Consider the following 25,810-nt stretch of genomic DNA (forward strand, 5'->3'; position numbering starts at 1 on the left):
TCATAGCTCTCTTTTTTGTTGTTAAATTCCCAATCCTCCGTCGAAGGAGCCTTCCACGGCTTTCGACTGTTGGATGCGGGAGTAGGGTGGTACGTTGTGGGTGACCCAGATGTTACCACCTATCACGCTGTCATGACCGATGGTGATACGTCCGAGGATAGAGGCGTTGGAGTAGACCGTCACGTTATCCTCGATAATCGGGTGACGAGGAACATTCAGCATATTGCCGTTCTCATCGTATTTGAAACTCTTGGCACCAAGTGTCACACCTTGGTAGAGTGTCACGTGGTTGCCGATAATACAAGTCTCACCAATCACCACACCCGTGCCGTGGTCGATGGCGAAATACTCTCCGATGGTGGCACCCGGATGGATGTCGATACCCGTCTTGGAGTGTGCCAGCTCTGTGATGATACGGGGGATGACAGGTACCTGCAACTCATGCAGTTTATGAGCGATGCGATAGTGCGTCATCGCATTCATCACGGGATAGCAGAAAATCACCTCCCCATAGTTGGGGGCGGCAGGGTCGTTGTCGAACATCGCCTGTACATCGGTATAGAGCAACCGCTTGATCTCCGGCAACTCATCGATAAACACAGTGGCGAGTCTCGCAGCCTCTTGGTATACCTTCTCCTTGGTGGTGATCTCCTCACAGTCCTCACAGAACTGTAGTCCGTGGGCTATCTGCTTCACCAGCAACCCGTACAGCTCCTCCATGTGTACACCGATATAGTAGGAGCGGACGGTCTCGTCGGGTTGGCGTTTGTTGAAATAGTCGGGGAAGATGATACTCTTCACCAGCGTCACAATCTGCTTCACCTGCTCCACAGAGGGCAGCGGAGCCTCTATGGCGGGCATCATCTTCACTTCCTGCTCTGTGAGCTTCGACAACTGCGCGACGTTCTTCAGCAGTATCTCGTTTGTCTTATTGTCCATTGTCTTAATCTGTTTGTGGGGGCAAAGGTAGTGCAAAATGAACGAAAAAGCAAATTTATTTGCATTTTTCTGAGATACGGCCTGCATTGCTATTTCCTGACATGCTTCTTCAGCTTGCCAATGGCATGTTCCAGACTCTCCGTCGGTTCGATGATGTTATAGTCTGCCCAGAAGTCGGGGTCGTCGAAATACTCCACCTTGTCGTAGAAGCGTTCCCGGATACCAAACGAGTTACGACCTTTGGGTCGCTTCACACCATCACCCTGTTGCTGACGGTCGGTCACCACCATCTCACTGACAGTGGTGAAGGGAGAGGCAAACAACCGTTTCTTCCAGTCACAGTTGAAACGCATCTCATTACGGACATAGCTCATATGTGTAACCCCTTGTGCATCCGTCTCATAGACGATTGTCACACTCAGTTCCTTGGGACGGAAACGGAGTCCGAAGGGTTTATGTACCAACATATAGTCAGAGGCACTGCGCCAGTCTCTTGTATCCAGTTGCAGTTCCGCACGGGTAAATGCCAGTGTCTCCTGGTCAATATAGAGTTTTCCGTACATCAGCGGATAGAGTGAAGCCCCAACGGGTTCCATGCTCACCACAAACTGCAGGCGGTCGTCGATGATGGCAGGCATCTCCATGGAGAAAGCATATTTGTAGAACTCCTCCTCTTTGAGCAGATAGTCAGGGTTCTTCGCCACATCGACCATCAGCGGCATCACAGGACCGCCCTGTATCTTCACCCCCAGTGTGTCCTTCGCCTTCATACTCATCAACCGCCGCCCTTTCAGGATGGCAACGGCATCACGCTCAGGACCACGGTTATAGCCGCTCTTGTACATATCCGCCACAGCCTCTGCCACAGCGATGAAACGAGAGCCGCGACGTGCCGTCTCACGATAGAAGCAACGTACCAGTTCGGGATGGTCAGGATAATTCTTCTCGATACGACTCATGGCAGCCTTCACGATCTCCATAGGGTCGTTGCGGGTAATTACCACTTCATGGAGCCCCACCACATTGGCGGTCATCATGATCCGCACGTTCTGGGTGCCCTCCTTCAACTGGTGGCGACGTGTCTTGTAGCCGATATGACTCAGTTGCAGGTATTGCGGCGTCTGCTTGGTCTTCAGCACAAAATAGCCCTCGTCATTGGTGACGGTATGTGCCTTGCCACCCTCTGCCGAGACACTCACATGACTTAGTGCCCGTCCCGTCTGGCGGTCGGTCACCACTCCACTTACCACTGACTGCGCCCATGCGGTCAGTATTGCTGTCAACAGCATTGCCGTCATGAATAGTCTTTTTGTAGTCATCGTCTTGCTTCGTTTTGTTGGGACAAAGATACGAATAAGTAACAAGAAAACCAAATGTTTTTCTTGTTTATTTGAAATAATAGTTGTACATTTGTCCCCGAAAGTCTAAACATAGAGAGAAGAAAGAGATGAAAAAGATAGTTATACAATTTTTCATGCTGTCATTTTTATATTTAACAGCGCAGGCCCAGCCTGACGGTGTTGTCCTCGACACCCTGCATATTAAGCATATCGACGGGGAGGGGAAGACACAGGTGGGTGTCCTTGTCTGTAACAAGACGATTTCGAAGGACCTGCAGGAAATCTTCGCGGAGCTTTACAAGGCGAAATATCCTATTGAGCGCATGCGTCCTATCTCCGAGTATGGGGATGATGATGAGGCTTCGATGCGTGCCAACAACACCTCATGCTACTGCTACCGGGTGGTGGAAGGCAGTACCAAGCTCTCGAACCATGCCCGTGGTCTTGCCATCGATATCAATCCGCTCTACAACCCTTGTGTACGCAGGAAGAAGGACGGTACTATCCTTATCCAGCCCGCTACGGGTAAACCCTATGTCGACCGTAAGAAGAAGTTTAAATACAAGATCACGAAGTGCGACCTCTGCTACCGCCTGTTCATGAAGCACGGGTTCAAGTGGGGCGGCAACTGGAATACCGTCAAGGACTATCAGCATTTCGAGAAGCCGTGAGCGTGTGTAATCAATCAAATACCTTATAAGTTATGAAAAGAATAGTATGGATTTCTGTGTTGGCGTATGTGATGCTTTGCCATGCAGGGTATACGTACAGCCAAAGTCTGAGACAGCGTAACATCGTCATCCTTTATGAGAACGACGCACACTGTGCGATGGACGGCTATGCCAAGCTGGCTGGACTGCGTGACGCCATTGCCGACACCGCTGATGTCTGTCTGGTGTCAAATGGAGACTATGTCCAGGGACAGACGGTGGGTGCCATCTCAAAAGGACAGTATGTGGTGGATGTGATGAAGGCTCTCAGCTATGATGCCGTCACACTGGGTAACCATGAGTTTGACTACGGCATGGAGCGTATGTTCGAACTGCTGCGTCAGGTGCCTGCTCCTATCGTGTGTTGCAACCTCTATGATGTGCGGTCGGGTAGGATGGTGTATGCTCCTTTCGTCATCAAACGGGTGGGTAACAAGAAGATTGCCTTCGTGGGTGTCGTCACACCGACCTCTATGGAGGATGAGGCGTATGCGTTCAAGGATGAGCGTGACAGTCTCATCTACGACTTGCAACCTGAGGATATCTCCGTCTTGGTACAACGTGCCGTTGATGAGGCGAGAAGGGCTGGTGCCGACTATGTGATCCTGGACTCGCATCTGGGTGAGAATGAGAATGCCCGTCATTCCGACTCCCATACGGTAGTGGCGAATACCACGGGTATCGATATCGTGCTGGATGGTCATTCCCATGCCGTCATCACTGCTGATACTGTTCTGAACAAGGCAGGAAAACCCATCATCGTGACACAGACGGGTACGAAATTTGCCAATGTCGGTAAGTTGCTCATCACCCCGGATGGCAGGATGACTACTTCCCTCATCCCCATTGCGAGTGTGAAGGAGAAGAACGCCTATGTCGCCCATCTGGTGGACAGCATCAACACCATGCTTCATGCGCAGACGAGTCGTCTGATCTGCCATAGTGAGGTACCTCTGCGTATTACGGATGACGAGGGGCGTGAGGCTGTCCGTATGGGGGAGACGAATGGTGGCGACATCGTGACGGATGCTTTCCGTCTGGTGACAGGCTCTGACATCTCCGTCCTCAACAGCGGCAGTATCCGCAATGAGGTGAAGGCTGGTGACCTGACCTATGGCGACCTCCTCTCGATGTTGCCTTACGACAACTATATCGTGGTGGCTGAGGTGAAGGGCAGTACTATTGTTGCCATGCTGAATAAGTTGATGGCTTTCCTGCCCAAGCCTGACGGTCAGTTCCCACAGGTCTCTGGCATGAAGTTCGTCATCCATGAGAAAGAGCATCGTGTGAGCGACGTACAGGTCCTCAACAGCTATACACAGCATTACGAGCCTATTAACCTCGACCGTGTCTATACTGTTGCCACGACGAAGTATTGCGTGACGGACGGTGGTCTCTACAATGCCTTTAAGGGTTGTAAGATCAAATGGGAGACGAAGCGTACCTATAACGATATCTTCATTGAGTATGTCACCAAGAACCTCAACGGACATATCGGACAGGAATATGCCCAGCCTCAGGGACGAATGAAGAAAATGTAAAAATTAAAAAATGTAATAATGTAATAATTTAATTAATATAGCTATGAAAACAATAAGAATTATTTGTATGATGTCAATGATGATGCTTGCAACAGCTGTTAATGCACAGTCGATGAGCGACCTGTTCACTCCGAAAGCGATGGACTATCTGAAGGCTGTACCTTTTGATGTCAACCGTACGTCACTCTACACGGCGGAAGAACTCTATGCCGGTTACGATCCCCAGAAAGCAGAGACTTTCGAGACCTGCTACGACACGAAAGTGTACAAGCACTTCATGGCAACGGGTAAACAGGCGCAGACGGCAGAGGAGTCTCTTGCCCGCTCTTTGCACGACAATGGTATCCATGTGGCTCTTAACGAGTTTTTTAAGAAATACAATTCTCGTCTCTGTCTCGGTATCATGGGTGGTCACGCCTTGAAGCGTACCGACCCGATGTATAAGAAGGTGGTGCTCCTGAGCAAGCGTCTCACAGAACAGGGATTCATTATGCTGAGCGGTGGCGGTCCTGGTGCTATGGAGGCTACCCATCTGGGTGCTTGGCTTGCAGGACGCACGGAGGCTGATGTGGATGCTGCCGTCGAGATCCTGAAGGTGGCTCCGTCATTCAACGACAAGGGATGGCTGGCTTCTTCCTTTGAGGTGATGAAGCGCTTCCCCCGTCAGGGTGACTATGTGAGCCTCGGCATCCCCACCTATCTCTATGGTCATGAGCCTTCCGCTCCTTTTGCTACCCATATCGCCAAGTTCTTCGAGAACAGCATCCGCGAGGACCTGATCCTCACTGTTGCCTTCGGTGGTATCATCTATACTCCGGGTAGTGCGGGCACTATGCAGGAGATCTTCCAGGATGCTGTACAGAACCACTACCTGTCGTTCGGCTATGCCAGTCCGATGATCTTCCTCGGCACTGATTTCTGGACTAAGGAGATGCCTGTATATCCTTTCCTGCAGGAAATGGTGAAACTTGGGAAATACAAGAACCTCCAACTGACTCTCACCGACGACTTCGATGTCATCGTCAAGGAACTGGAGGCTTTCAGGAATAAGAAGTAAAGGAATAGAAAGCATACCTATAAGAGAGTCCTGCCGGTTGACAGGGCTCTCTTTTATCTCCCATGGGTGATAACAGATATTGCCACGCCCCTTGGGAGATATCGACATGAGAATTTTATCAAATCATCTGTTGGACAAACCTCACCGAATGGATTGGTCGGAGTTCCCAAATTATCAGAAGTTGAAATAAAAATGCTTTTTGGTATGGTTATTTAAAGGATAATTATTAACTTTGCAAAAACTGTAATACTATATTAACCCAAAACAAGACAAGTTATAAGAGAATTCCAACCCAGAATTTTACTTCTGAAAGGTTACGGGTAGGCGACGGAACGTTGGAAATGCATAATATAAAAATATAAGAATATGGTACAAGATTTATACATTTTGATGATTACTGCAGCTGTAGTCAGCATTCTGTTTAAGTTGTTAAAGCAGCCAGTGGTGCTGGGTTATATCGTTGCGGGTGTCTTAGTTGGTCCGTATCTGTTTGGCAAGACCTTTGTGAATGCGGACAATGTGAAGTCATGGGGCGATATCGGTGTACTATTTGTTTTGTTCTGCATCGGTCTGGAGTTCCGCCTGAAGAACCTCATCAGCAGCGGCAAGGTGGCAGCAATAGGTGCGTTGACAATCATCGTGGGTATGATGATCTTTGGTTACGCAGTGGGAATGGATGCTGATTTTGATATGGTCAACTCCCTGTTTCTGGCGGGCATGCTTTGTATGTCAAGCACCACTATCGTGATGAAGGCCATTGACGAGGCAGGTTGGAGTAAGGAGCGTTTCGTCAAGGGAGCGACCAGCATCCTCATTGTGGAGGATGTGGTGGCTGTGGTACTGATGGTATTGCTCTCCAGTATAGCCATCCGTCATCAGTTCGAGGGTGCCGAGCTGGCAAGTAAGGTCCTTGATCTTGCCATTACACTCGCGGCATGGTTCATTTGCGGAATACTGATTATCCCGACTCTGATACGCAAAGTGAAAAAATATTTGAATGACGAGACGCTTATCATTCTCGCCTTGGGTCTATGCCTGGGTATGGTGCTGACGGCAGAGGAAGCAGGGTTCAGCAGTGCACTCGGTGCCTTCGTGATGGGCTCTATCCTTGCTGAGACGGTGGAGTCGCATCGTATCGAAAAACTGATGACACCGCTGAAGAATGTCTTTGCTGCTATCTTCTTCATCTCTGTGGGTATGATGATTGATCCGGCTTCATTGGCGGAATACTGGATGAGTGTCGTCTATGTCAGCCTGGTAATTATCGTCGGAATGATTCTCTTTGGCACCTTGGGCTGCTGGTGGGGCGGTCAGACGATGCGCGACTCCATGCTTACCAGCTTCTCGTTTGTGCAGATTGGTGAGTTCTCGTTCATCATCGCAGGTCTGGGTACCAGCCTGGGCGTTCTCAATCCTATCATCTATCCTATCATCGTGGCATCCAGTGTAGTGACCACCTTCCTCACACCTTATATTATGAAGGCTGCTATACCCTGCTATACCTTCCTTTATAATCACGCTTCAGAGAGCTTGCGTGCTAAGATCGACAAGCGCGAGCAACAAGTGGCAGAAGCAGAGGCAAAGGCTGCTAAACCGTCTGGCGACAAGAACTCATTGGCAGATAAGGCGCGTCATGCCGTTCGTCATACCATCATCACGAAGCGTCTTGTCAATCTGTTTATCAAGAACATGAGTGCTCATGATGAGAATCATGGCTCATAGGTTTTTCTCATCGTTTCTTTGATTAACGATGCTTGTTGAAGCCTTTCTTCGTTTAAACCATATCAGGTGAGGTGTTGAGGCGTTTTTAACCCTTAACCCTTAACCCTGAACCATTCCAATATCTCCTATCTCAGTAAATTCACTGAATTTGGTGAGTAAATTCACTGAATTTACTGAGTAAACACACTGAATTTACTTTCATAGTAGATACTTCTGCCAATCTTACTGCCTTGTGTATGGGTAGAAGATTACTGGTGATGGGGTGTTAGTGCCTACCTTCGAGGGAGAAAGGTACGCCCTTTCAACCGTTTGCCTATAGCCAAACGACTGAACGGCTCCAGTCAAACAACTGAACGGCTATAGCCGAAAGCAAACCGCTCAAAAACAGTCGCTATCCCTATTGGTTCGGTCTCGTTTGTCTTTGGGATATGCCCCAAAACCCCGATTTGCTGTTGAGGGAGTTGAAATAACATCAAAAAGATAAGAATAATTTGGTAATATATTGCAAAAGTATTATCTTTGCATGCAAATGTATTACAATTAATATATAAAGTATGGCGACAACGATTATCAGAAAACCTGCATCTTTCCGCTTGAGGGCAGACTTGTTAGAGAGCCTGAAGCGTAATGCAGCACGTGAGAACAGGACGTTGAACAACTATGTTGAGAGCGTCTTGCTCGATGTTGTGTATCATGAGCCTAATGAACTAACTAAATCAGCCATTTCCGAAGCTATGTCAGGAAAGAACCCCAACAAGGTGTATACAGATGTGGATGAAATGATGAACGATATTCTTAACGAAGAATGAAAAAACTTCAGCCAACGACTCAATACAAGAAAGATCTAAAACGGTTCAAAAACAACCCTACCAAACTTGAGGCACTTAGAGAGATTTTGCTAAAGTTACAAAATGATCAACCTATTCCTGCAGAGTATTTGCCCCATATGTTGCATGGTAACTATAAGGGTTGTATGGAATGTCATATCCAGAATGACTTTCTTTTAATCTGGATAGACCCTGATACAGACATTATAGAATTAGTCCGTTGGGTTCCCATTCTGAGTTGTTTGGGAAAAAGTAGGATGTAACCCTTCCTTTTGGGATATGCCCAAAAAACGGATTTGTTGTTGAGGGAGTTGAAATGAAAGGGAACTCAAAGGGAGTTGCTGTCTGTAGCAGGATTGTAGCACCATTGTAGCAGGATAAATCCCAATCGTGCTACAGGCTCCACCCTTTATACATCGGCATTTCAGCCCCCTTGTAGCAGGGATAGCAGGATTTTTTTTAGGAGGAAAACGACTGGCAGAATCGTTGCTCTGCCAGTCGTGAGATTATTATCATTTGTGGATCATTCAGAACCGTCCCAAAATTTCGAAAGCTTCACTTTATTATTCAATAATTTTGTAGAATGAAATTAAATCCGTACCTTTGTGATGTTGTAACTTTTAAAAAATACTCATGTTCCAAATAAGTATATTCACAATCGGATTAGGCAGAAACGTCCCTAAATTTACGCTACAGCTCTTATGGCAAAACTGACTACCGAAGAATTCATAAAGAAAGCCCACGAGGTGCATGGGGATAGATATGACTATTCCAAGGTGGAGTATGTAAACTCGTCGACAAAAGTCTGTATTATTTGCAAAAAACATGGAGAGTTTCTACAACAAGCAGGTAACCATTTGAGTGGTGTTGGTTGTCCTAGTTGTGGTATAGAAACTACAAGGACAAAACGTACACACCCTGTTGATGAGTTTCTTAAATTAGCAAGGGAAATACATGGAAATAAGTACGACTATTCCAAAGTTAACTATGTAAATAAAAGAACTAAAGTTTGTATAATATGTCCTACTCATGGAGAATTTATGCAATCTCCTCAAAAACATCTTGCTGGTCAAGGATGCGAAAAATGTTTTCGTGCTTCTTTAGCCACTCGTTATAAACTCGGAAAAGAAAAATTCATAGAAAGAGCAAATGTAGTCCATAATGGTTTTTATGACTATAGTGCTGTTGAATATGTCAATTCTATGACCTATGTCAATATTATTTGTCCCATTCATGGTTCTTTTAAGCAAATTCCATCAAGCCACTTGAAGGGGCACGGATGTCCTAAATGTTCGGATATCGAAAATGGTATAAAAAGAAGGAAATGGACAAAAGAGACTTGTTACGAAGAGGCAAGGAAATATAAGACAAAAGTTGAATTTCAAAGAAATTGTGCTGGAGCTTTTAAGTACGCATACGATAAGGGGCTTTTCAAGGAATTTGATTGGTTTGAGGAAATAAAGAAACCCAATGGTTATTGGACAAGAAAACGATGTGAAGAAGAAGCTCGGAAATACAATACAAAAGGAGAATTTCTTAAAGGCTGTTCTGCAGCTCATCATGCAGCAGTTGTTAATGGATGGTTAGATGACTATGATTGGTTAATTGACCAACGAATTGACATCATCAAAGATAGGATAGATTGTGTGTATGTTTATATATTTGAAGAAACTAAAGCAGCTTATGTCGGAAGAACCTTGATGAGAAGGCAAAAGAAACGTGATAGAGAGCATGTTTTTGGTCAAGATAGCGATAATGTCGCAAAGTATGCAAAAAAGCATAACGTTCCAGTCCCTCCAATGAAAATCATAGAGTCCAATCTTACTTTGGAAGAAGGATTAGATAGAGAGGATTATTGGCGAAAATGGTATGAACAGCAAGGGTATACTATGCTCAACCGATTAGCTACAGGAATAGGTAAAGGTTCTTTAGGATATATTAGCCATGGAAAATGGAATAGAAAGACTTGCTTTGAAGAAGCCAAAAAATATAAATCTGCGAGCGAGTTTGGTAATGCTAATGGTAGTGCATATGATGCTGCTCGAAGAAATGGATGGATTAAAGATTATACATGGTTTGATGTGTTGTGGGAGAAGAAATGGGATAAAAAAACCTGTTATGAAGAAGCAAAGAAATACAAAACACGTGGGGAGTTTCAAAATAATTGCAGAGGAGGATATAGGAAAGCGTGGAAAATGGGATGGTTAGATGAATACACATGGCTAAAAAGTCGCCAATCCAAACCTGTAGGTTATTGGAATAATTACGAACATTGTTACGAGGAAGCAAAGAAATACAAAAATAGAAAACAATTTCAAGTTGGATGTGTTTCTGGTTATAACAATGCATTAAAGAATGGCTGGCTTGATGACTATATATGGTTTTCCGAAAAACAAAAGTACAATTACTGGAATAGAGAAACGTGTTATGAGGAAGCCAAGAAATATAAAAACCGTTCTGAATTTAAGCGTCATTGTGTAAGAGCACATAGCTTAGCTCTTAAGAATGGCTGGATAGATGATTACACATGGTTTAAGCCGCTGACAAACTTTTGGACGTACGAATCATGTAAAGCTGAGGCATGCAAATATAAAAAGAGGAGCTATTTTAAAGAAGGTTCTTGCGGTGCATATAGTAAAGCCAGAGAAAAAGGCTGGCTTGACGATTTTTTCCCTAAAAACAAATAACAGCATGACAACTAAAGAAGCATATCGTTTACTAGAACCTGCACATTTCCTTGAAGACAAAGACCTTGTGTAGCCGATTACACCAAACGATATTGAGACAAGGCGTCGCATAATCGATTTTATCCATGAAATTGATACTGCACGTTTCATGTTAGCCATGTCTTATAAACATCCTTATACAGATTTAGTCGATGAGAAAGACTATGATAACAAATTTAAGACAGAATACTTTAAGCAACATTATCTGTATTCTGCACTTATATGGTATCATAACAGCTTTGATTTAGTATTGCAAGGCTCACAGGGGGATGAAGTGAGTTCGAAAAAGACTAGATATGCTATTGAAATCTATCAATTAAAACTGGCAAGTTAGGAACTTGCGAAACTTGGATTATATTACAATGGTATTAACGGGATATTTATAGCTGTCAGCCTCTATCCAGAAGGTTTCCCTATGACCATCCTGGAATTGATACTCTATACCATACCTGCGTGGAGTATTGGAATTCAAAAACTCGCTGATGTTCCTGTCGTTAAGCGTAGACGGCTTAGGCTCAAAGGGTGTTCCGCAATGCTTCGTGAAGAAGTCGATGGCGGGACCTTCGTAGACACCACCGCAATCTATCCACACCACCTGATTGCCAACTCGCGTACCAATATAAGCCCACTCCAGACTATTGGCGTAGCCTTGGTTGCGCAGCCAACCCTTGCTGCTTTTGGCTATTATGTTGTCATCGTCAAGCGTTACCTGCTGGGAGGATACTTTCACTTCCCTGCACTGACTTTTCTGCACGTAAGCCTCCATTACGCTAAGACCCTGACCGCCGTCGCAAATGTACACCAGATACCATCCGTTGACTTCTTTGATGACAGGGCAGATTTCTTGGTAAAAACTCGGCATGTAATACTTTCTCATGTATTCTTCTTTCTTCCAGGAAAAAGTGACGGATGTAGAGCCGCCGTCTGCCCAAAGCGTGGCACTCTTTACGTTGGGAGCCTTCTTGAAAGAAGCACTTTTATTAACTTTTACAAACTTCTGCCACTGTGGAATCTTTAGTGTCACTTGTGCCTCACCTTGCACTGCCGCCATCAGCAGAAATACAAACATTGATAATAATTTCTGTTTCATCATGTTTATTTTGTGATCATCGTTTCACCTATATATTTAGCTTTGTCAAAAGAATATGTAACGACACCTTTCCCAGACTCTGTTGTCGTTCCCAGACCATCCCTGTAGGCCTGTGTCTGTTTACCAGCTACCATCAGTTCAATACTATCAAAGGACATAATCTTGTCAATCTCACGGTCTGTCAGTTTGTTCCAGTCTGGACCATCGCTATCGCCTATGCGACTCATGGGAACCTCCAGCGCTTCACCATTAATAGACTGCAGGGAATATTCCGTATCGTCCGACCATACACGCCAATAATAACATTGCTTGCCTATGCAAACATTACCCTTGTTTTTCCCTATGAATATCCAGTTTCTCTCCGCTCCACAGTAAAACTCATAGTATGTAATAATACAATATCCTTTATATTTCCCGTTTGTACGGTTCTCAATGCTTACTCCGGCTCCATCCCAGCACTGTTTTACATAATTATCGTCAAGATTGGGAGAGGGTTTTACCTTACAGACTTTTTTTGACACATAACCAGGCTGTGGAAGAACGGCACCTTCTTTCAAGATACATGCATGATACCATTCTTCATTCTCATCAAGTACTAACAGATACTCTGGACTATTCCCTAACTTTGCACTCTGCGTGGACGGCTCCTTCCTGATATTAACGCTTTTTGAAGTAACTTCAAGAACCTTTGTGAATTTTGGATACGTTAATTCAGTCTGTGCTTCACTCGACATTTGCATTCCGACGACAGCAAGGAACAATACTAATAATCTTTTCTTCATAATTGTATTGTTTAAAGTTATTGAGGGTGTGTCAAAATAGACATATCCTCAACTAAATGTCTTTATCTAATGAACAGTAACTCACGGTATTTGGGGAGAGTCCAGAGACCGTCCTCTACGATGAGTTCGAGTTTGTCTGCCTCATAGCGGATTGCACCCATGTGCGGCTCTACCGTGTCATGATAGGCGATGGCACGCTGGTGGATGTTCTCGATGCGGTTAGCCACCTTTCTTGCCTCTGTCAACTCCTCGACAAACTGCTCAATCTTCTCCGTACGCTCGGCAATCTCCTCGATGAGTTTCATATTACGGATAGAGAGACGTTCAGCCTTCTCCACAGAGAAGACATCCTTCATGCCCTGTACGTTCTTGATGAGCTGACTCTGATAGTGAGTGGCGACAGGGATGATATGGTTCATGGCGAGGTCGCCAAGGACACGAGCCTCTATCTGCACGGTCTTGACATACATCTCCCATTTTACCTCATTACGGGCCTCCAGCTCCTTGTGGTTCATCACCTTCGTGCTCTCGAACATCCTCACACTCGACTCGTCGAGATAGCGTTCGAAGATGACAGGGCATGACTTCTCCACATCGAGACCACGACGCGCAGCCTCTTTCACCCATTCCTCGCTATAGCCGTTGCCGTCGAAACGGACAGGTTTGCAGGTCTTGATATCCTCACGCAGTACCTCTACGATGGCATGGAACTTCGCCGTATGACCAGTGCCTGCGGAATATTCCGGTTTCCCGGCGAACTCAGCGATCTTCTGATCCACACGTTCCTTGAACGAGACGAGTGCCTCTGCCATTGCCGCATTCAGAGAGATCATTGCCGAGGCACAGTTGGCTGTAGAGCCTGGAGCACGGAACTCGAAGCGGTTACCCGTAAAGGCAAAGGGTGATGTACGGTTGCGGTCAGTATTATCAATGATAAGGTCAGGAATCTGTGGGATGTCAATCTCCATACCCTTCTTACCTTTCAGTGTGAAGAGCTCAGTGGCTTCTGACTCCTCAATCTTATCCAGCAGTTCCGTGAGTTGTGTCCCGAGGAACGACGAGATAATGGCAGGAGGAGCCTCGTTGCCACCCAGACGGTGGGCATTGGTGGCACTCATGATAGAGGCTTTCAGTAGTCCGTTATGGCGATATACCGCCATCAGTGTCTCTACGATAAAGGTCACGAAACGCAGTGTCTCGTTGGCTGTCGCCTCAGGATTCGAAGGGTCTATCTTGCCAGGAGCATGGAGCAGTACACCATTATTGGCACTGAGACTCCAGTTATTATGCTTACCAGAGCCGTTGATGCCATCGAAAGGTTTCTCATGCAGCAACACACGGAAGCCGTGGTTACGAGCCACCTTCTTCATCAGTGACATCAACAGCATGTTATGGTCGACGGCAAGGTTGCACTCCTCGAAGATAGGAGCCAGCTCAAACTGGTTAGGAGCCACCTCGTTATGACGTGTCTTCACAGGGATGGCAAGTTCCAGAGCCTGGATCTCCAAGTCTTTCATAAACGCCTGCACACGGTCGGGGATGGTGCCGAAATAATGGTCGTCCATCTGCTGGTTCTTCGCACTCTCATGTCCCATCAATGTACGACCTGTCAGCATCAAGTCAGGACGAGCCGAATAGAGTCCCTCGTCGACGAGGAAATACTCCTGTTCCCATCCGAGATTCACCTGTACCTTCGTCACGTCATTGTAGAAATACTGGCAAACATCCTTTGCCGCCTTGCCGACAGCGTGGAGGGCACGGAGGAGGGGAGCCTTGTAGTCGAGAGCCTCACCAGTATAGGCTATGAAGATGGTGGGGATACACAAGGTATCGTCGATGACGAACACAGGTGATGTCGGGTCCCATGCGGAGTAGCCGCGAGCCTCGAAGGTGTTGCGGATACCACCATTGGGGAACGAGGAGGCGTCAGGCTCCTGCTGTACGAGTAGTTTTCCACTGAACTTCTCTATCATACCCCCTTTGCCGTTATGCTCCACGAAGGCGTCGTGTTTCTCTGCCGTACCCTCTGTCAAAGGTTGGAACCAGTGAGTATAGTGGGTGACCCCCATCTCCATTGCCCATTTCTTCATACCGTCAGCAACAGCGTCGGCAATGCTACGGTCCAGACGGGCACCGTTATCCATCACGTCAATCATCTTCTCGTAAATATCGGAGGGCAGGTATTTGTACATCTTCTGTTTGTTGAAGACATACTTGCCGAAATACTCCGATGGTCTCTCAGAAGGCACTTTGACATCAAGTGCTCTCTTCTTGAAAGCCTCCTCTACAACCTGAAATCTTAAGTTGTTTGCCATATTTTTTTCCTGTTTATTTGACTATCTTTTTGCCGTTAACGATGTACAGACCAGAAGGAAGGTCATGGAGTGACGTTCCCTGCATGTGTACACCGTTGAGGTTGAAAATACCCTTTGAGGTGTCTGTAGTCTTGTCCATCTTAATATTGTTAATACCTGTGGGGTCACCACCATTCAGTCCACGTACAAAACCGGCATAGACGTGTTTACGATAGTAGTTGATGTCCCAGATACCTACTGGCTCGTTGGCTCGCCATCCGTGGTTGGGAGCGTCGGTAGGACACCATTGGCAGATGCCCCACTGCTGTGATGGAGGTATGATGCGGAAGTACTCCTCGATGATCCACTGGTAGAAGTCTGCCATCTTCTTGTGCTCCGCCTCGGTCATTTGATTGGTAGAGACAGGGGTAGCCCATTTGTTTGACCCACGAACATAACCCATGTCCAACTCGCTGACACGAACCAATTTGCCAGTATTGGCCATCAGCTCAAACATTTTAACGATGTGGTCTTCGGAACTCTTCTGAAGGGTTGTGTTCTCATAATAATTGATATGCATCTGGGTACCGATACCATCAATCTTGGTAATGCCGTCAGCCTCCCATTTCTTAATCCAGTTGATGAGCGACTTGAGCTTCTTGTTGTCATCCCAGTCAGACTCCAGGTTATAGTCATTGATGAAGAGCTTTACACCCTCTGGACCATATTTGCGAGCCAGGCGACATACCTGACGTACATAGTCCAGGTCACCCAGATGGTCCTGCCAGAAGAAGTTATCACCACCTACATCCCATGCGCCACCAGAATATCCATTAGAGTGTTGCAAAGGGTAGTTGCCCTCACCGTCATCGCCTTCGCCGGCAACAGCCTCATTGACAAGATCCCATGCCTTTACCTTACCGTCGCAGGCTTCCATCATACCCTTTATCCATTTGTCCATAACATCGACGAGAATGTCGTGACGCTCCTGTTGTGTGAGGGGGATGGTCTTTTGCTTGTAACCCTCTATCTTGATGTTCTTGATAAAGACATCGCCTATGAAGTCGCCACACTGCAGTATGATAATGTTATTGGAAGATGTCGGTTTAAACTCGACGGCCACATCTATCCAACTAGTTGTAAAGTTGAAGGCTTTACAGTAATCGGTGCTGTAGCCGTCATTCAGGCTGCCTGCCATCTTGCAATTCATAGTGCCTGTTTTTGATCCTTTTATCGTAATGATCATCTTGCAGGTCTTGCCTGCAGGCACTTGGATATTATCCATTGCGACAATCTGCACATCCCAGTAGTTGGGGTTCTTCTTGGTACAATGTATTTTCAATCCTTCGGTGGTGCTAAAACTGGTTGAGAAACCGTATTGGCTTTGATCGGATGTCCAACCAATCGTCTTGTCTGAACGGAAATCCTTGTTGGTAATGGTTGCCCATACAGGATCACCACCAGAGGGGTCTGGCTTATCTGCTAAGAGAGTTTGGAGCCATCCAATAGGCTGTTGTGAGTGCCAGGCGATGACATGACCGTAGACGTTGAGCCCTGCATTGGTGGCAGTATTCACATAGCTCTTCACTTTTGTGAAGTTCATGGTACCATTATTATCAACAACACAGCTACCCATCTTCATCGCATTACCGGCAACTGTCTCTGTGAAGTTTTTCTCAGTCAAGTTCTTGACCAGGGAATTGTTGAGGTAGTCGTCGACAATAGTTCCGATGCCCAGTTTGAAATTGGGGTACTTAGAGTAATCAATGTAGTCTTTGAGAGCCTTATACCCATCCAAGTATCGGTAGTCGTCATTACCAGGCTTACCCAACTCGAATTTTTCCTGTGCCACCATAGAGAGCGACAGGCTGGTAGCAAGCATCCATACAAAAATTTTCTTCATATAGTTTTATTTAGTTATTAGTTCAATCGATGAATCGTTTAGTTATATCCTTGTAGGCATCTATTCTCCTATCACGGAGGAATGGCCACCAACGGCGTACCTGTTCGGAACGTTGCATATTGACCTCCACGACAAAAGCCACCTCCTGGTCGGTGGGTGCCTCGTAGAGTAGTTCTCCTTGTGGACCAGCCACAAAAGAGGTGCCCCAGAAAGGAACTCCGTCTTCTTCTCCCACTCTGTTGACAGTGATGACGGGAAGTCCGTTGGCGACAGCATGACCACGTTGGACAGTCTGCCATGCCATACGCTGGCGTTCCTGTTCCTCCTTGCTGTCATGGGGATCATAACCGATGGCGGTAGGGTAGATGAGCAGCTCCGCTCCCTGCAGTGCCATCAGCCGTGCAGCCTCTGGGTACCACTGGTCCCAGCAGACGAGGACTCCCAACTTACCTATTGAAGTCTGGATGGGATGGAACCCCAAGTCGCCAGGGGTGAAGTAGAACTTCTCGTAATAACCGGGGTCATCGGGGATGTGCATCTTCCGATACTTCCCAGCGATGGTACCGTCTTTCTCCAGCACGACGGCCGTGTTATGATACAGACCTGTTGACCTGCGCTCGAAGAGGGAGGTGACAATCACTACACCATGTTGTTTGGCGAGATTTCCGTAAAATTCCGTGGAGGGACCAGGAATCGTCTCAGCCTGGTCGAACACGTTGACATCCTCTGTCTGACAGAAATACAGACCATTGTGCAGCTCTTGGAGTACAATGAGCTCAGCACCCTCATGGGCGAGGTCGCCTATCTTCTTGGCAAGCCGTGCCTTGTTGTCAGCAAGGTCAGCAGTATTGTGCTGTTGTATCAGTCCTATCTTCATCTTTCTCTTTTCATCTTTAATCTTTAATCTTTCATCTTCAATAATATTGCATGGTGCAACAGTGTAGAGAACCATGTTGCTGGACGACGGCACGACAGTCGATGCCTACGATCTCCCTGTCAGGAAACGCCTCTCCGATGATGCGCATCGCCTCTGCGTCAAGGTCGGACTGGTTGTAGGTAGGTACCAATACCGCACCGTTGATGACCAGATAGTTGGCATAGGTGGCAGGCAGGCGATTGCCGGCTGCCGTGTCGTAGATGGGTCTTGGTAATGGTAGTTTCAACAACCTATACGGTTTTCCTTCCATCGTCCGTAGTTCCATCAGTTCTTTCTCCATTTCCACCAAGTCGGGATGGTCGCCGTCTCCCCCTATATATATTAAGGTGTCGTCGGGAGCAATACGTACCAGCGTGTCGATATGTCCGTCGGTGTCGTCACCAATGAGGCTTCCATGGTTCAGCCATACGACGCGCTCAGCACCCAGATACTCCTTCAGTCGTTCCTCTATCTCTGGTTGTGTGAGAGGTTGGTTACGATGCAGAGCCATCAAGCAGCAGGTCGTAGTGAAGATGGTACCCTTGCCGTCGCTCTCAATACTGCCTCCCTCCAGGACAAAGTCGAGATGGTCTTCATAGAGACCTTTCACCAAACCCCGCTCATACAGATGGCGGTTGATCTCATTATCCAACTCCGCAGGGAATTTCTCCCCCCAGCCGTTGAACTTGAAGTCAAGGAGAATGGCTTTTTCGTCTCCCTCGCCTATAGGAGAGGGGTTAGGGGTTAGGCATGTAATAAAACCATGATCCCTTGCCCATGTATCATTATGGGGGATGTCATCAACGATGATCAGTGGCTCACGCTTGCTGATCTCGCGTCTCATCTCCTCATAGACGGCAAGTATTTCCGGCAGGATAGGAGCCCAGTCGGTATGCTCGTGCGGCATAGTCAGCTGCACGGCACTTTGCCGTTCCCACTCGGCAGGCATCCTCCTCTTACACTTAATCATGGGTGCAAAGGTACGAAATATTTGAGAATTGGCAATTGATAATTGAGAATTATTTATTATCTTTGCCGACAAAAATACGATGATGTTAGAACTGCACAACGTAACGATAGAGCCATTGATACATTCTCTGTCACTGACAGTAGGTGATGGACAACTGGTTTGTCTAAGTGGTTCGGAGGGAAAAGGCAAGACCACTTTGCTACGTGCTATTCTGGGTTTTATCCCTATCAACAGCGGACATATCAGTATTGACGGAGAGTTGCTTACCCCTCTGTCGGCTCCCTATTTCCGCAGACAGATAGCTTATGTACCGCAACACATGTCGGCTATTGAGGACTATGACAGTATTATTGACCTCTCGGAGATGCTATTCGGATTGAGGGTCAATAAGAGTGGAACCTCTTATAAGGTACCGGCAGACGGACGTCGATGGACAGAGCTCTCTGCGGATGAGCGTTACCTCCTGTTACTCCAGAACGCGATGCAGTTGGACAAGCGTTTGATGATCATCGACGAGCCAGACATGCCTATCAGTGCGGAGGTGATGGAGACTGTCGACAGCCTGTTGCAAGAGGCGGCAAGCAGGGGGACTACCGTCCTTGCCGTTAACTCACGAATCATACAAAATCAGATACAACTATGAATATCACGATTGTACGAATGCTTATCGGTATCCTGTTGCTAATGATACCTGCCTTGATCCTTTTCCGCTTTGACCGCCGTTTCCTGCGTCAGTCAGCATCTGTCCTTGGACGGTTGGCGGTGACATTATTGGTGTTGGCAGGCTGTCTTTACTATATATTCCAATGGGACATGGCATGGGTGAACATCCTGTGGGTACTGTTGTCCAGTGGTGTTGCCACAGCGGTCTACTGTCGAAAACGGTGGCAGTCGGTACCTATTTATATTAGTATGACGGTGGTGACGTTCATCATGGGAATAGTAGTCCTTTTGTTGATGGACGTACCCCATCTGTTTGGTGCCTCCTGTTTCCTTCCTGTCATGACGATGTTACAAGCAGAGGCACTCTTCGTTTGTCGTCGTGGTATCACGACCTATGTCCTGGAGCGTCGAACACATAAGGAACTCTTTGAGTATCTTCGTGGCAATGGAGCCCATCAGTTGGAGGCATTACGTCCTTTCTTGACGAAGGCGATTACACGTGCCTTCACACCAGTCTTACAGCAGTTATTACTGGTAGGACTAGTCTTCGTGCCTTCCCTGCTTTGTGGAATGCTCCTGTGTGGAATCCAGCCCTTGCAAGCCATTGCCTTCCTCGTCCTGATGACTGCAGCGGCACTGAGCAGCACGATGCTTATTTTAGTACTCTCCATCTATATCTATACCCGTATCAGTTGACATGAAAAGATTATCCTTCGTATTAATAGCCACAATGCTGCTTTGTCTGCAGTCTTGTGGACAGAAAGTAGAACAACTTCCATCCTCAGAGAAGGGACTCACGGATGTCCGTCTTCGACAGGATGTCACACCTTTACAGCGTTATGCTTATAAAGTTTGGTATTCCGAGACTATGCGTATCCCCCTTGCCGTGTCGTGGTATCTCACCAAGGAACATACCTATGGCAAGAGTCAGCGTAAGAGTATCTCTTTTATGCCAGATGAAGATACGCATAATCCAGTCACTACTTTCGACTATATGCAGTCTGGCTACGACCGTGGTCACATGTGTCCGGCTGGTGACAACAAGTGGAACCGTACGGCTCAGGAACAGACATTCCTCATGACCAATATCTGTCCGCAGAACCATAACTTGAACAAGAATGACTGGAACGACTTGGAGCAGTTGTGTCGCACCTGGGCTCGTCGCTATAACCGTATTTATATTGTCTGTGGTCCCGTCCTTCGTGGTAATAGTCATAAGACTATCGGACGTGAGCGTAATAAACGCATCACAGTCCCGGAGGCATTCTATAAAGTAGTGCTCCGCACGGGCAAGAATCCTGCAGCCATCGGTTTCATTTACGAGAATGTAGGTAGCAGACAACCGATGCGCCAAACAGTCCGTTCCATAGATGAGATAGAACAGCTCACAGGTATCGATTTCTTCTCAGTCCTTGATGATGACATAGAGAGGCGTATCGAGGCAAAGTCTGATCTTTCTGAATGGTAAGAATAAAGCCTGGGCGACGCCCAGGCTTTATTGGTGTTATATCGCACTCTTGATATCTGCAAGGGTGATTTCCACTAGTTCTTCGTCAGGAACCTTTCCTGCCTTGGCAATACGGTTGGCCTGTGCCTGGATGGTCTTCTCGAAGGTGTTACGTACGAAACGGGCATTGCCAAAGTTGCGGTCTTTATGCTCGACGGCATAGTCTAACTGCTCTTTCAGGTAACTGGCAGCCTCTTTGGTAATGGTATACTGATTTTTCTTCAGGTATTGGCGGAAAATCTTATAGAGGTCGTCGGAGCTATAGTCGGGGAAATGGATATAGCGGTTGAAACGTGACTGTAAGCCGGGGTTGGTGTCAATAAACTTCTTCATCTCGTTGGTGTAACCTGCCACGATGACTACCAGTCGGTCGCGGTCATCCTCCATACGTTTCAAAAGGGTAGCTACTGCCTCCTTACCATAGTCGGCGCCGGCATCGCTCTGGGTAATGGCGTATGCCTCGTCGATGAAGAGAACTCCATTCAGTGCCGAGTCGCACATCTGATTGACACGTGGAGCGGTCTGTCCCACATACTGTCCGATGAGTCCGGAGCGGTCCGTCTCCACAAGGTGTCCTTTCTTGAGGATTCCTAAGTCTTTATAGATACGAGCCACGATACGAGCCACCGTCGTCTTACCAGTACCGGGACTACCCGTGAATACCAGGTGATAGCTGAGGTTTGGTGTCTTCAGACCTTTCTCCTGACGTTGTTTCTGCACCTTCACATAATTTGCGAGGGAACGTACCTCCGCCTTGACGGCATCCAAGCCAATCAGTTCGTCAAGTTCCTTATAAGGATCACCCTCAATAGGTTTCTTGACATTTACGCTGTCTCCCTCTTCACCACCCTCCGAGCGGTCTTCCTTATCAGTGAACTTGTATTTGCGTCCACCAACATCGGAACCATCGTCATCGTCGTCAATGACGAGTTTTTTCTCCTTGCTTTCTTCTCCTTCATTGCCAAGGACCATGGTGCATGCGCCCATCATAAGAAAACATGCTGTAATACACACGATAACGATTGTCAGTTGCTTACTGTTGAAGCGGTCAAAGAAACTTGCCATATGTTTAAATTTTTAATGATTACATATATATATAATACTACCAATGGTGTAGCATAGCATAACAGGTCTGCCCAGTCGAAGACCCCCGGGAGACAATGCCCCCCTTGTAAAAGTTCTGATACGATACCTGTCATAGGAATGCTGCTGGCAACAGTTAGTCGCAGTAGGGTTGACTGACGCGACAGAAGCCCGTAGGCGAGGAGGATATAGGCTGCCGCCCATAATCCCCCTGGTAAGGAATAGACCCAGAACTCCGCAGGTTGCCAGATAGTCATCCAACTTCTCCATTGTGCTATCAAGGGCATCAGTCCCATGCCTTCAGCGACATGAAACATGAGTAAAGTAGTAGGACGGAAAGCCAGATAAATCAGTCCGCCCAGTCCTACCAATATCCATCCCAACATATTTTGTTGTCGTAGTGACATACCCATGTGCATCAATTAACGCCACAAAATTACAAAAAAAATGAGATAGTTAGTAGATAATCTCTGATTTTTTTGTAATTTTGCAGCCCTAAAAAGGTATTAATTAATAATCAAGGTAAGAAATATGGGTGGCTTTTTCGGCACTATTTCCACAAAAGACTGCGTAAACGACTTGTTTTACGGCACTGATTACAACTCGCATTTAGGAACTAAACGTGCAGGACTCGTGACTTTTGATGAGGAGAGCGGTTTCCATCGTTCTATCCACTCATTGGAGCGCCATTATTTCCGTTCCCGTTTTGAGGATGAGCTTGACAGTTTCAAGGGGTATCAGGGTATTGGTGTCATCAGTGATACAGACCCGCAGCCTATCATTGTGAATTCCCATTTGGGACGCTATGCTGTGGTGACGGTGGCGAAAATCAATAATTTACGTGAGATAACCGATGAATTGCTTGCCCAAAGGATGCACTTGAGTGAGATGTCTGCCAATACGATTAACCAGACGGAGCTGGTGGCTTTGCTGATTAACATGGGAGACTCTTTCGTGGAGGGTATCAATAACGTATATAAGAGGATCCAGGGCTCTTGCTCGATGCTGATTCTGACAGAAGACGGTATCATTGCAGCCCGTGATTTCCTGGGACGTACACCTATCGTTATTGGACGCAAGGAGGGGGCTTATGCCGTATCGAGTGAGACGACGAGTTTTCCGAATCTTGACTACCAGATAGAGCGTCATATTGGTCCTGGGGAGATTGTCAGACTGCGGAAGGATGGGGAAGAGGTACTCCAAAAACCCTTGAGTCGCTGTCAGATTTGTTCTTTCCTCTGGGTTTATTATGGTTTTCCAGCCAGTGATTACGAGGGAATCAATACAGAATATGTACGTGAGAAGAATGGTATGATTGTCGGAGAGAAAGATAAGGACTTGGAAGCCGACCTTGTTTGTGGCATCCCTGACTCAGGAGTGGGCATGGCAATAGGTTATTCCCATGGAAAGAACATCCCTTACAAGCGTGCCGTTCTGAAATACACCCCCACATGGCCTCGCTCGTTTACCCCAGGTAACCAGCTGCGTCGTGATTTGGTGGCTCGTATGAAACTGATTCCTAATCCTGCTATCTTGAAGAACCAGCGTATCGTGTTCTGTGACGACTCCATCGTCCGTGGTACCCAGTTACGTGACAATGTGCGCACATTCTTTGAGAATGGTGCGAAAGAGGTGCATGTACGCATCTCCTGTCCCCCATTGGTCTATGGATGTCCTTATATCGGTTTCACCTCGTCGAAGACGGATATGGAGTTGATTACCCGTCGTATCATTAAGGATATAGAAGGTGATGACAAGAAAAACCTGGAGTTATATGCCAAGACAGGGACTCCGGAATACCAGCGGATGGTGAATGAGATAGCCCGCAGACTAGGTCTGACCAGTGTGAAATTTGCTTCTCTGGAGGATCTTATTGACTCAATAGGTATTCCCAAGGAGAATCTGTGTACGCACTGCTTCGATGGCTCTAGCTATTGCCACGAGCACGATGACGAAATATTTAAATAACTCTAAAAAATAGTTTGCGGCGTTTGATATCTGCTTAAAAAGCTGTATCTTTGTGCCGTAATTATATTAGAAGCGTGAAGATAAAGCAAGTGCTGAGCGCCCTTGAACGATTCGCGCCTCTGCCCTTGCAGGAAAGCTGGGATAATGCTGGTCTGCAAGTAGGACTGACAGAGGCGGAGGTTTCAGGGGCATTATTGTGTCTGGACGTCAACGAGCAAATCGTGGACGAGGCGATCGCGAAGGGGTGTAACCTCATCGTGAGTCATCATCCTTTGTTGTTCCATGGACTCAAGCAGATCAGTGATGCCGACTATGTGCAGCGTTGTGTCATCAAAGTCATCAAACACGATATCGTCGTGGTGTCGATGCATACCAATATGGATAATGCGTTGGACGGTGTGAACTGGAAAATCGCAGAGAAATTAGGCTTGACAGACAGTGCCTTCTTTGCTCAGAAGACTGTGGAGGGAATCGAGGCAGGTAACGGTGTGATAGGTTGTCTGCCCTCTGCCATGGATGCCCAGGCTTTTGTCAATCTGGTGAAGGGACGGTTTGGGGTGGAGTGTATGCAGTGTAACGAGCTCCTGCGTCGTCCTATCCAACGTGTGGCCGTCTGTGGTGGAGCAGGGGATTTCCTCTTGGGTGATGCCCTTCAGCAAGGTGCCGATGCCTTTATTACAGGAGAGATGCACTATCATCAGTATTTCGGCTATGAGCAGTGTCTCCAGATATGTGTAATCGGCCATTATCAGAGCGAGCAGTTTACGAGCGAGATATTCCGTGACATCATCCAGGGGGAGTGTCCTGAGGTACGCACGGAAATTGCAGAGACCTGCACGAATCCGATTATTTATCTTTAGTCGAAATATCGAAATAACGAAATAACGAAAAATTAAAAAGAATTATGGCAAAAAAAGATCCTATGGACATGCCGGTTGAGGAGCGTCTGAAGACCCTTTATCAACTGCAGACCACACTCTCAAGTATTGATGAGAAGCGTGCGTTGAGAGGTGAACTGCCTCTGGAAGTACAAGACCTTGAGGATGAGATCGAGGGCTTGACCACTCGTATTGAGAAGATTCAGAGCGAAATCAAAGAGTATGAAATGGCTATCAACCAGAAAAAAGGTGAGATAGAGACGGCAAAGGCTAGTGTGGAACGTTACAAGAACCAGTTGAATGACGTGAAGAATAACCGTGAGTACGACACGCTGAGCAAGGAGATTGAGTTCCAGTCGTTGGAAATCGAGCTTTGTAACAAGAAAATCAAGGACGCTCAGATCCGTATCGAGGAGAAGAAAGAGGAACTGGCAAAGAACCAGGATATCATAGAGGACCGTCAGCAAGCCCTGGAAGTGAAGAAGGGTGAGCTGGATGAGATTATGGAGGAGACACGTGCCGAGGAGGATAAGCTGAAAGCTAAGGTGAAAGACTTAGAGGCAAAGATAGAGCCACGTCTGCTGACTTCTTTCAAACGTATCCGTAAGAATGCGCGTAATGGTCTGGGTATCGTCTATGTACAGCGTGATGCCTGTGGTGGTTGCTTCAATAAGATTCCACCCCAGCGTCAGTTGGATATCAAGATGCATAAGAAAATTATTGTCTGTGAGTATTGCGGTCGTATCATGATTGATCCAGAACTTGCTGGAGTGAAGGTTGCGGTTCCTGGTACAGAGGAAAAGAAGACACGTAAGCGTGCTATTCGCAAGACCACCAAGAAAGCCGCTGATGAGCCACAGGCTCCTGAGACAGAGGCATAAAAGTATAGGCGTG

At 46.8% G+C, this 25,810-nt stretch carries 23 protein-coding genes; 13 read left to right on the forward strand and 10 right to left on the reverse strand.

Features of this window, described 5'->3' with window-relative positions; all coding sequences use genetic code 11:
• Window positions 1–21: 21 nt before the first annotated feature.
• Both epsC and BM257_RS10915 read right to left on the reverse strand, forming a co-directional pair.
• Window positions 22–939 carry a serine O-acetyltransferase EpsC gene (gene epsC / locus BM257_RS10910; protein ID WP_092072336.1) on the reverse strand — a complete coding sequence of 306 codons (918 nt, stop codon included), beginning with the start codon at window positions 937–939 and terminating at the stop codon, window positions 22–24.
• Between the two features lie 89 nt (window positions 940–1,028).
• Window positions 1,029–2,258, reverse strand: a complete 1,230-nt coding sequence (locus tag BM257_RS10915) for a carboxypeptidase-like regulatory domain-containing protein (protein ID WP_092072339.1) — start codon at window positions 2,256–2,258, stop codon at window positions 1,029–1,031.
• A 128-nt stretch (window positions 2,259–2,386) separates the two neighbouring features.
• Here BM257_RS10915 and BM257_RS10920 point away from each other — a divergent pair, with 128 nt between their 5' ends.
• The 7 genes from BM257_RS10920 to BM257_RS10950 all read left to right on the forward strand — a co-directional run bounded on the left by BM257_RS10920 (window position 2,387) and on the right by BM257_RS10950 (window position 10,823).
• Window positions 2,387–2,950 (forward strand): M15 family metallopeptidase, encoded by a 564-nt coding sequence (locus BM257_RS10920; protein WP_092072342.1) that lies wholly within the window; start codon window positions 2,387–2,389, stop codon window positions 2,948–2,950.
• 32 nt (window positions 2,951–2,982) lie between these two features.
• Window positions 2,983–4,530: a bifunctional metallophosphatase/5'-nucleotidase gene (locus BM257_RS10925; RefSeq protein ID WP_092072345.1), complete on the forward strand. Its 1,548-nt coding sequence runs from the start codon at window positions 2,983–2,985 to the stop codon at window positions 4,528–4,530.
• A gap of 43 nt (window positions 4,531–4,573) precedes the next feature.
• Window positions 4,574–5,587: an LOG family protein gene (locus BM257_RS10930; RefSeq protein ID WP_143096834.1), complete on the forward strand. Its 1,014-nt coding sequence runs from the start codon at window positions 4,574–4,576 to the stop codon at window positions 5,585–5,587.
• 366 nt (window positions 5,588–5,953) lie between these two features.
• Window positions 5,954–7,309 (forward strand): cation:proton antiporter, encoded by a 1,356-nt coding sequence (locus BM257_RS10935; protein ID WP_092072351.1) that lies wholly within the window; start codon window positions 5,954–5,956, stop codon window positions 7,307–7,309.
• 554 nt (window positions 7,310–7,863) lie between these two features.
• On the forward strand, window positions 7,864–8,118 hold the full coding sequence (locus BM257_RS10940; protein ID WP_092072354.1) for a toxin-antitoxin system protein: 255 nt from the start codon (window positions 7,864–7,866) through the stop codon (window positions 8,116–8,118).
• Window positions 8,115–8,399, forward strand: coding sequence for a type II toxin-antitoxin system YafQ family toxin (locus BM257_RS10945; RefSeq protein ID WP_369821322.1), 285 nt, complete (start codon window positions 8,115–8,117; stop codon window positions 8,397–8,399). Before BM257_RS10940 ends, BM257_RS10945 begins: the two co-directional genes overlap by 4 nt.
• 438 nt (window positions 8,400–8,837) lie before the next feature.
• Window positions 8,838–10,823: a hypothetical protein gene (locus BM257_RS10950; RefSeq protein WP_092072356.1), complete on the forward strand. Its 1,986-nt coding sequence runs from the start codon at window positions 8,838–8,840 to the stop codon at window positions 10,821–10,823.
• Window positions 10,824–11,214: 391 nt separating this feature from the next.
• Here BM257_RS10950 and BM257_RS10960 read toward each other — a convergent pair whose 3' ends face one another.
• The 6 genes from BM257_RS10960 to BM257_RS10985 all read right to left on the reverse strand — a co-directional run bounded on the left by BM257_RS10960 (window position 11,215) and on the right by BM257_RS10985 (window position 18,817).
• Complete coding sequence (locus BM257_RS10960) at window positions 11,215–11,955, reverse strand: hypothetical protein (RefSeq protein ID WP_092072362.1); 741 nt, start codon at window positions 11,953–11,955, stop codon at window positions 11,215–11,217.
• A 2-nt stretch (window positions 11,956–11,957) separates the two neighbouring features.
• Window positions 11,958–12,734, reverse strand: coding sequence for a hypothetical protein (locus BM257_RS10965; RefSeq protein WP_092072365.1), 777 nt, complete (start codon window positions 12,732–12,734; stop codon window positions 11,958–11,960).
• 62 nt (window positions 12,735–12,796) lie between these two features.
• Entirely contained in the window at window positions 12,797–15,049 is a 2,253-nt protein-coding gene (locus tag BM257_RS10970; RefSeq protein ID WP_092072368.1) for a glutamine synthetase III family protein, read from the reverse strand.
• A 13-nt stretch (window positions 15,050–15,062) separates the two neighbouring features.
• Window positions 15,063–16,931 (reverse strand): endo-1,4-beta-xylanase, encoded by a 1,869-nt coding sequence (locus BM257_RS10975; RefSeq protein ID WP_143096835.1) that lies wholly within the window; start codon window positions 16,929–16,931, stop codon window positions 15,063–15,065.
• A 22-nt stretch (window positions 16,932–16,953) separates the two neighbouring features.
• On the reverse strand, window positions 16,954–17,808 hold the full coding sequence (locus tag BM257_RS10980; RefSeq protein WP_092072371.1) for a carbon-nitrogen hydrolase: 855 nt from the start codon (window positions 17,806–17,808) through the stop codon (window positions 16,954–16,956).
• Window positions 17,809–17,845: 37 nt separating this feature from the next.
• Entirely contained in the window at window positions 17,846–18,817 is a 972-nt protein-coding gene (locus tag BM257_RS10985) for an agmatine deiminase family protein (protein ID WP_092072374.1), read from the reverse strand.
• A 79-nt stretch (window positions 18,818–18,896) separates the two neighbouring features.
• On the opposite strand from BM257_RS10985, the gene BM257_RS10990 reads away from it, so the two are divergent.
• Genes BM257_RS10990 through BM257_RS11000 form a run of 3 tightly spaced genes read left to right on the forward strand, consistent with a single transcriptional unit; the run spans window position 18,897 to window position 20,948 of the window.
• Window positions 18,897–19,460: an ATP-binding cassette domain-containing protein gene (locus BM257_RS10990; protein WP_092072377.1), complete on the forward strand. Its 564-nt coding sequence runs from the start codon at window positions 18,897–18,899 to the stop codon at window positions 19,458–19,460.
• A complete protein-coding gene (locus BM257_RS10995) occupies window positions 19,457–20,176 on the forward strand; it encodes an ABC transporter permease (RefSeq protein WP_092072379.1) in 720 nt (239 codons plus the stop codon). Before BM257_RS10990 ends, BM257_RS10995 begins: the two co-directional genes overlap by 4 nt.
• Window position 20,177: 1 nt before the next feature.
• Entirely contained in the window at window positions 20,178–20,948 is a 771-nt protein-coding gene (locus BM257_RS11000) for a DNA/RNA non-specific endonuclease (RefSeq protein WP_092072382.1), read from the forward strand.
• A gap of 36 nt (window positions 20,949–20,984) precedes the next feature.
• Here BM257_RS11000 and BM257_RS11005 read toward each other — a convergent pair whose 3' ends face one another.
• Together BM257_RS11005 and BM257_RS11010 are read right to left on the reverse strand one after the other, a co-directional pair.
• Window positions 20,985–22,052: an AAA family ATPase gene (locus BM257_RS11005; RefSeq protein WP_092072385.1), complete on the reverse strand. Its 1,068-nt coding sequence runs from the start codon at window positions 22,050–22,052 to the stop codon at window positions 20,985–20,987.
• A complete protein-coding gene (locus BM257_RS11010) occupies window positions 22,013–22,477 on the reverse strand; it encodes a hypothetical protein (RefSeq protein WP_143096836.1) in 465 nt (154 codons plus the stop codon). The genes BM257_RS11005 and BM257_RS11010 overlap by 40 nt, the downstream gene beginning before the upstream one ends.
• A 124-nt stretch (window positions 22,478–22,601) precedes the next feature.
• On the opposite strand from BM257_RS11010, the gene BM257_RS11015 reads away from it, so the two are divergent.
• The 3 genes from BM257_RS11015 (at window position 22,602) to BM257_RS11025 (ending at window position 25,797) form a co-directional block, all read left to right on the forward strand.
• Entirely contained in the window at window positions 22,602–24,038 is a 1,437-nt protein-coding gene (locus BM257_RS11015; protein ID WP_092072391.1) for an amidophosphoribosyltransferase, read from the forward strand.
• 65 nt (window positions 24,039–24,103) lie between these two features.
• Window positions 24,104–24,898: a Nif3-like dinuclear metal center hexameric protein gene (locus BM257_RS11020; RefSeq protein WP_177216100.1), complete on the forward strand. Its 795-nt coding sequence runs from the start codon at window positions 24,104–24,106 to the stop codon at window positions 24,896–24,898.
• Between the two features lie 44 nt (window positions 24,899–24,942).
• A complete protein-coding gene (locus tag BM257_RS11025; RefSeq protein WP_092072397.1) occupies window positions 24,943–25,797 on the forward strand; it encodes a zinc ribbon domain-containing protein in 855 nt (284 codons plus the stop codon).
• Window positions 25,798–25,810: the final 13 nt, after the last annotated feature.

The sequence above is a fragment of the Prevotella sp. tf2-5 genome (assembly GCF_900115435.1).
Lineage (GTDB): Bacteria > Bacteroidota > Bacteroidia > Bacteroidales > Bacteroidaceae > Prevotella.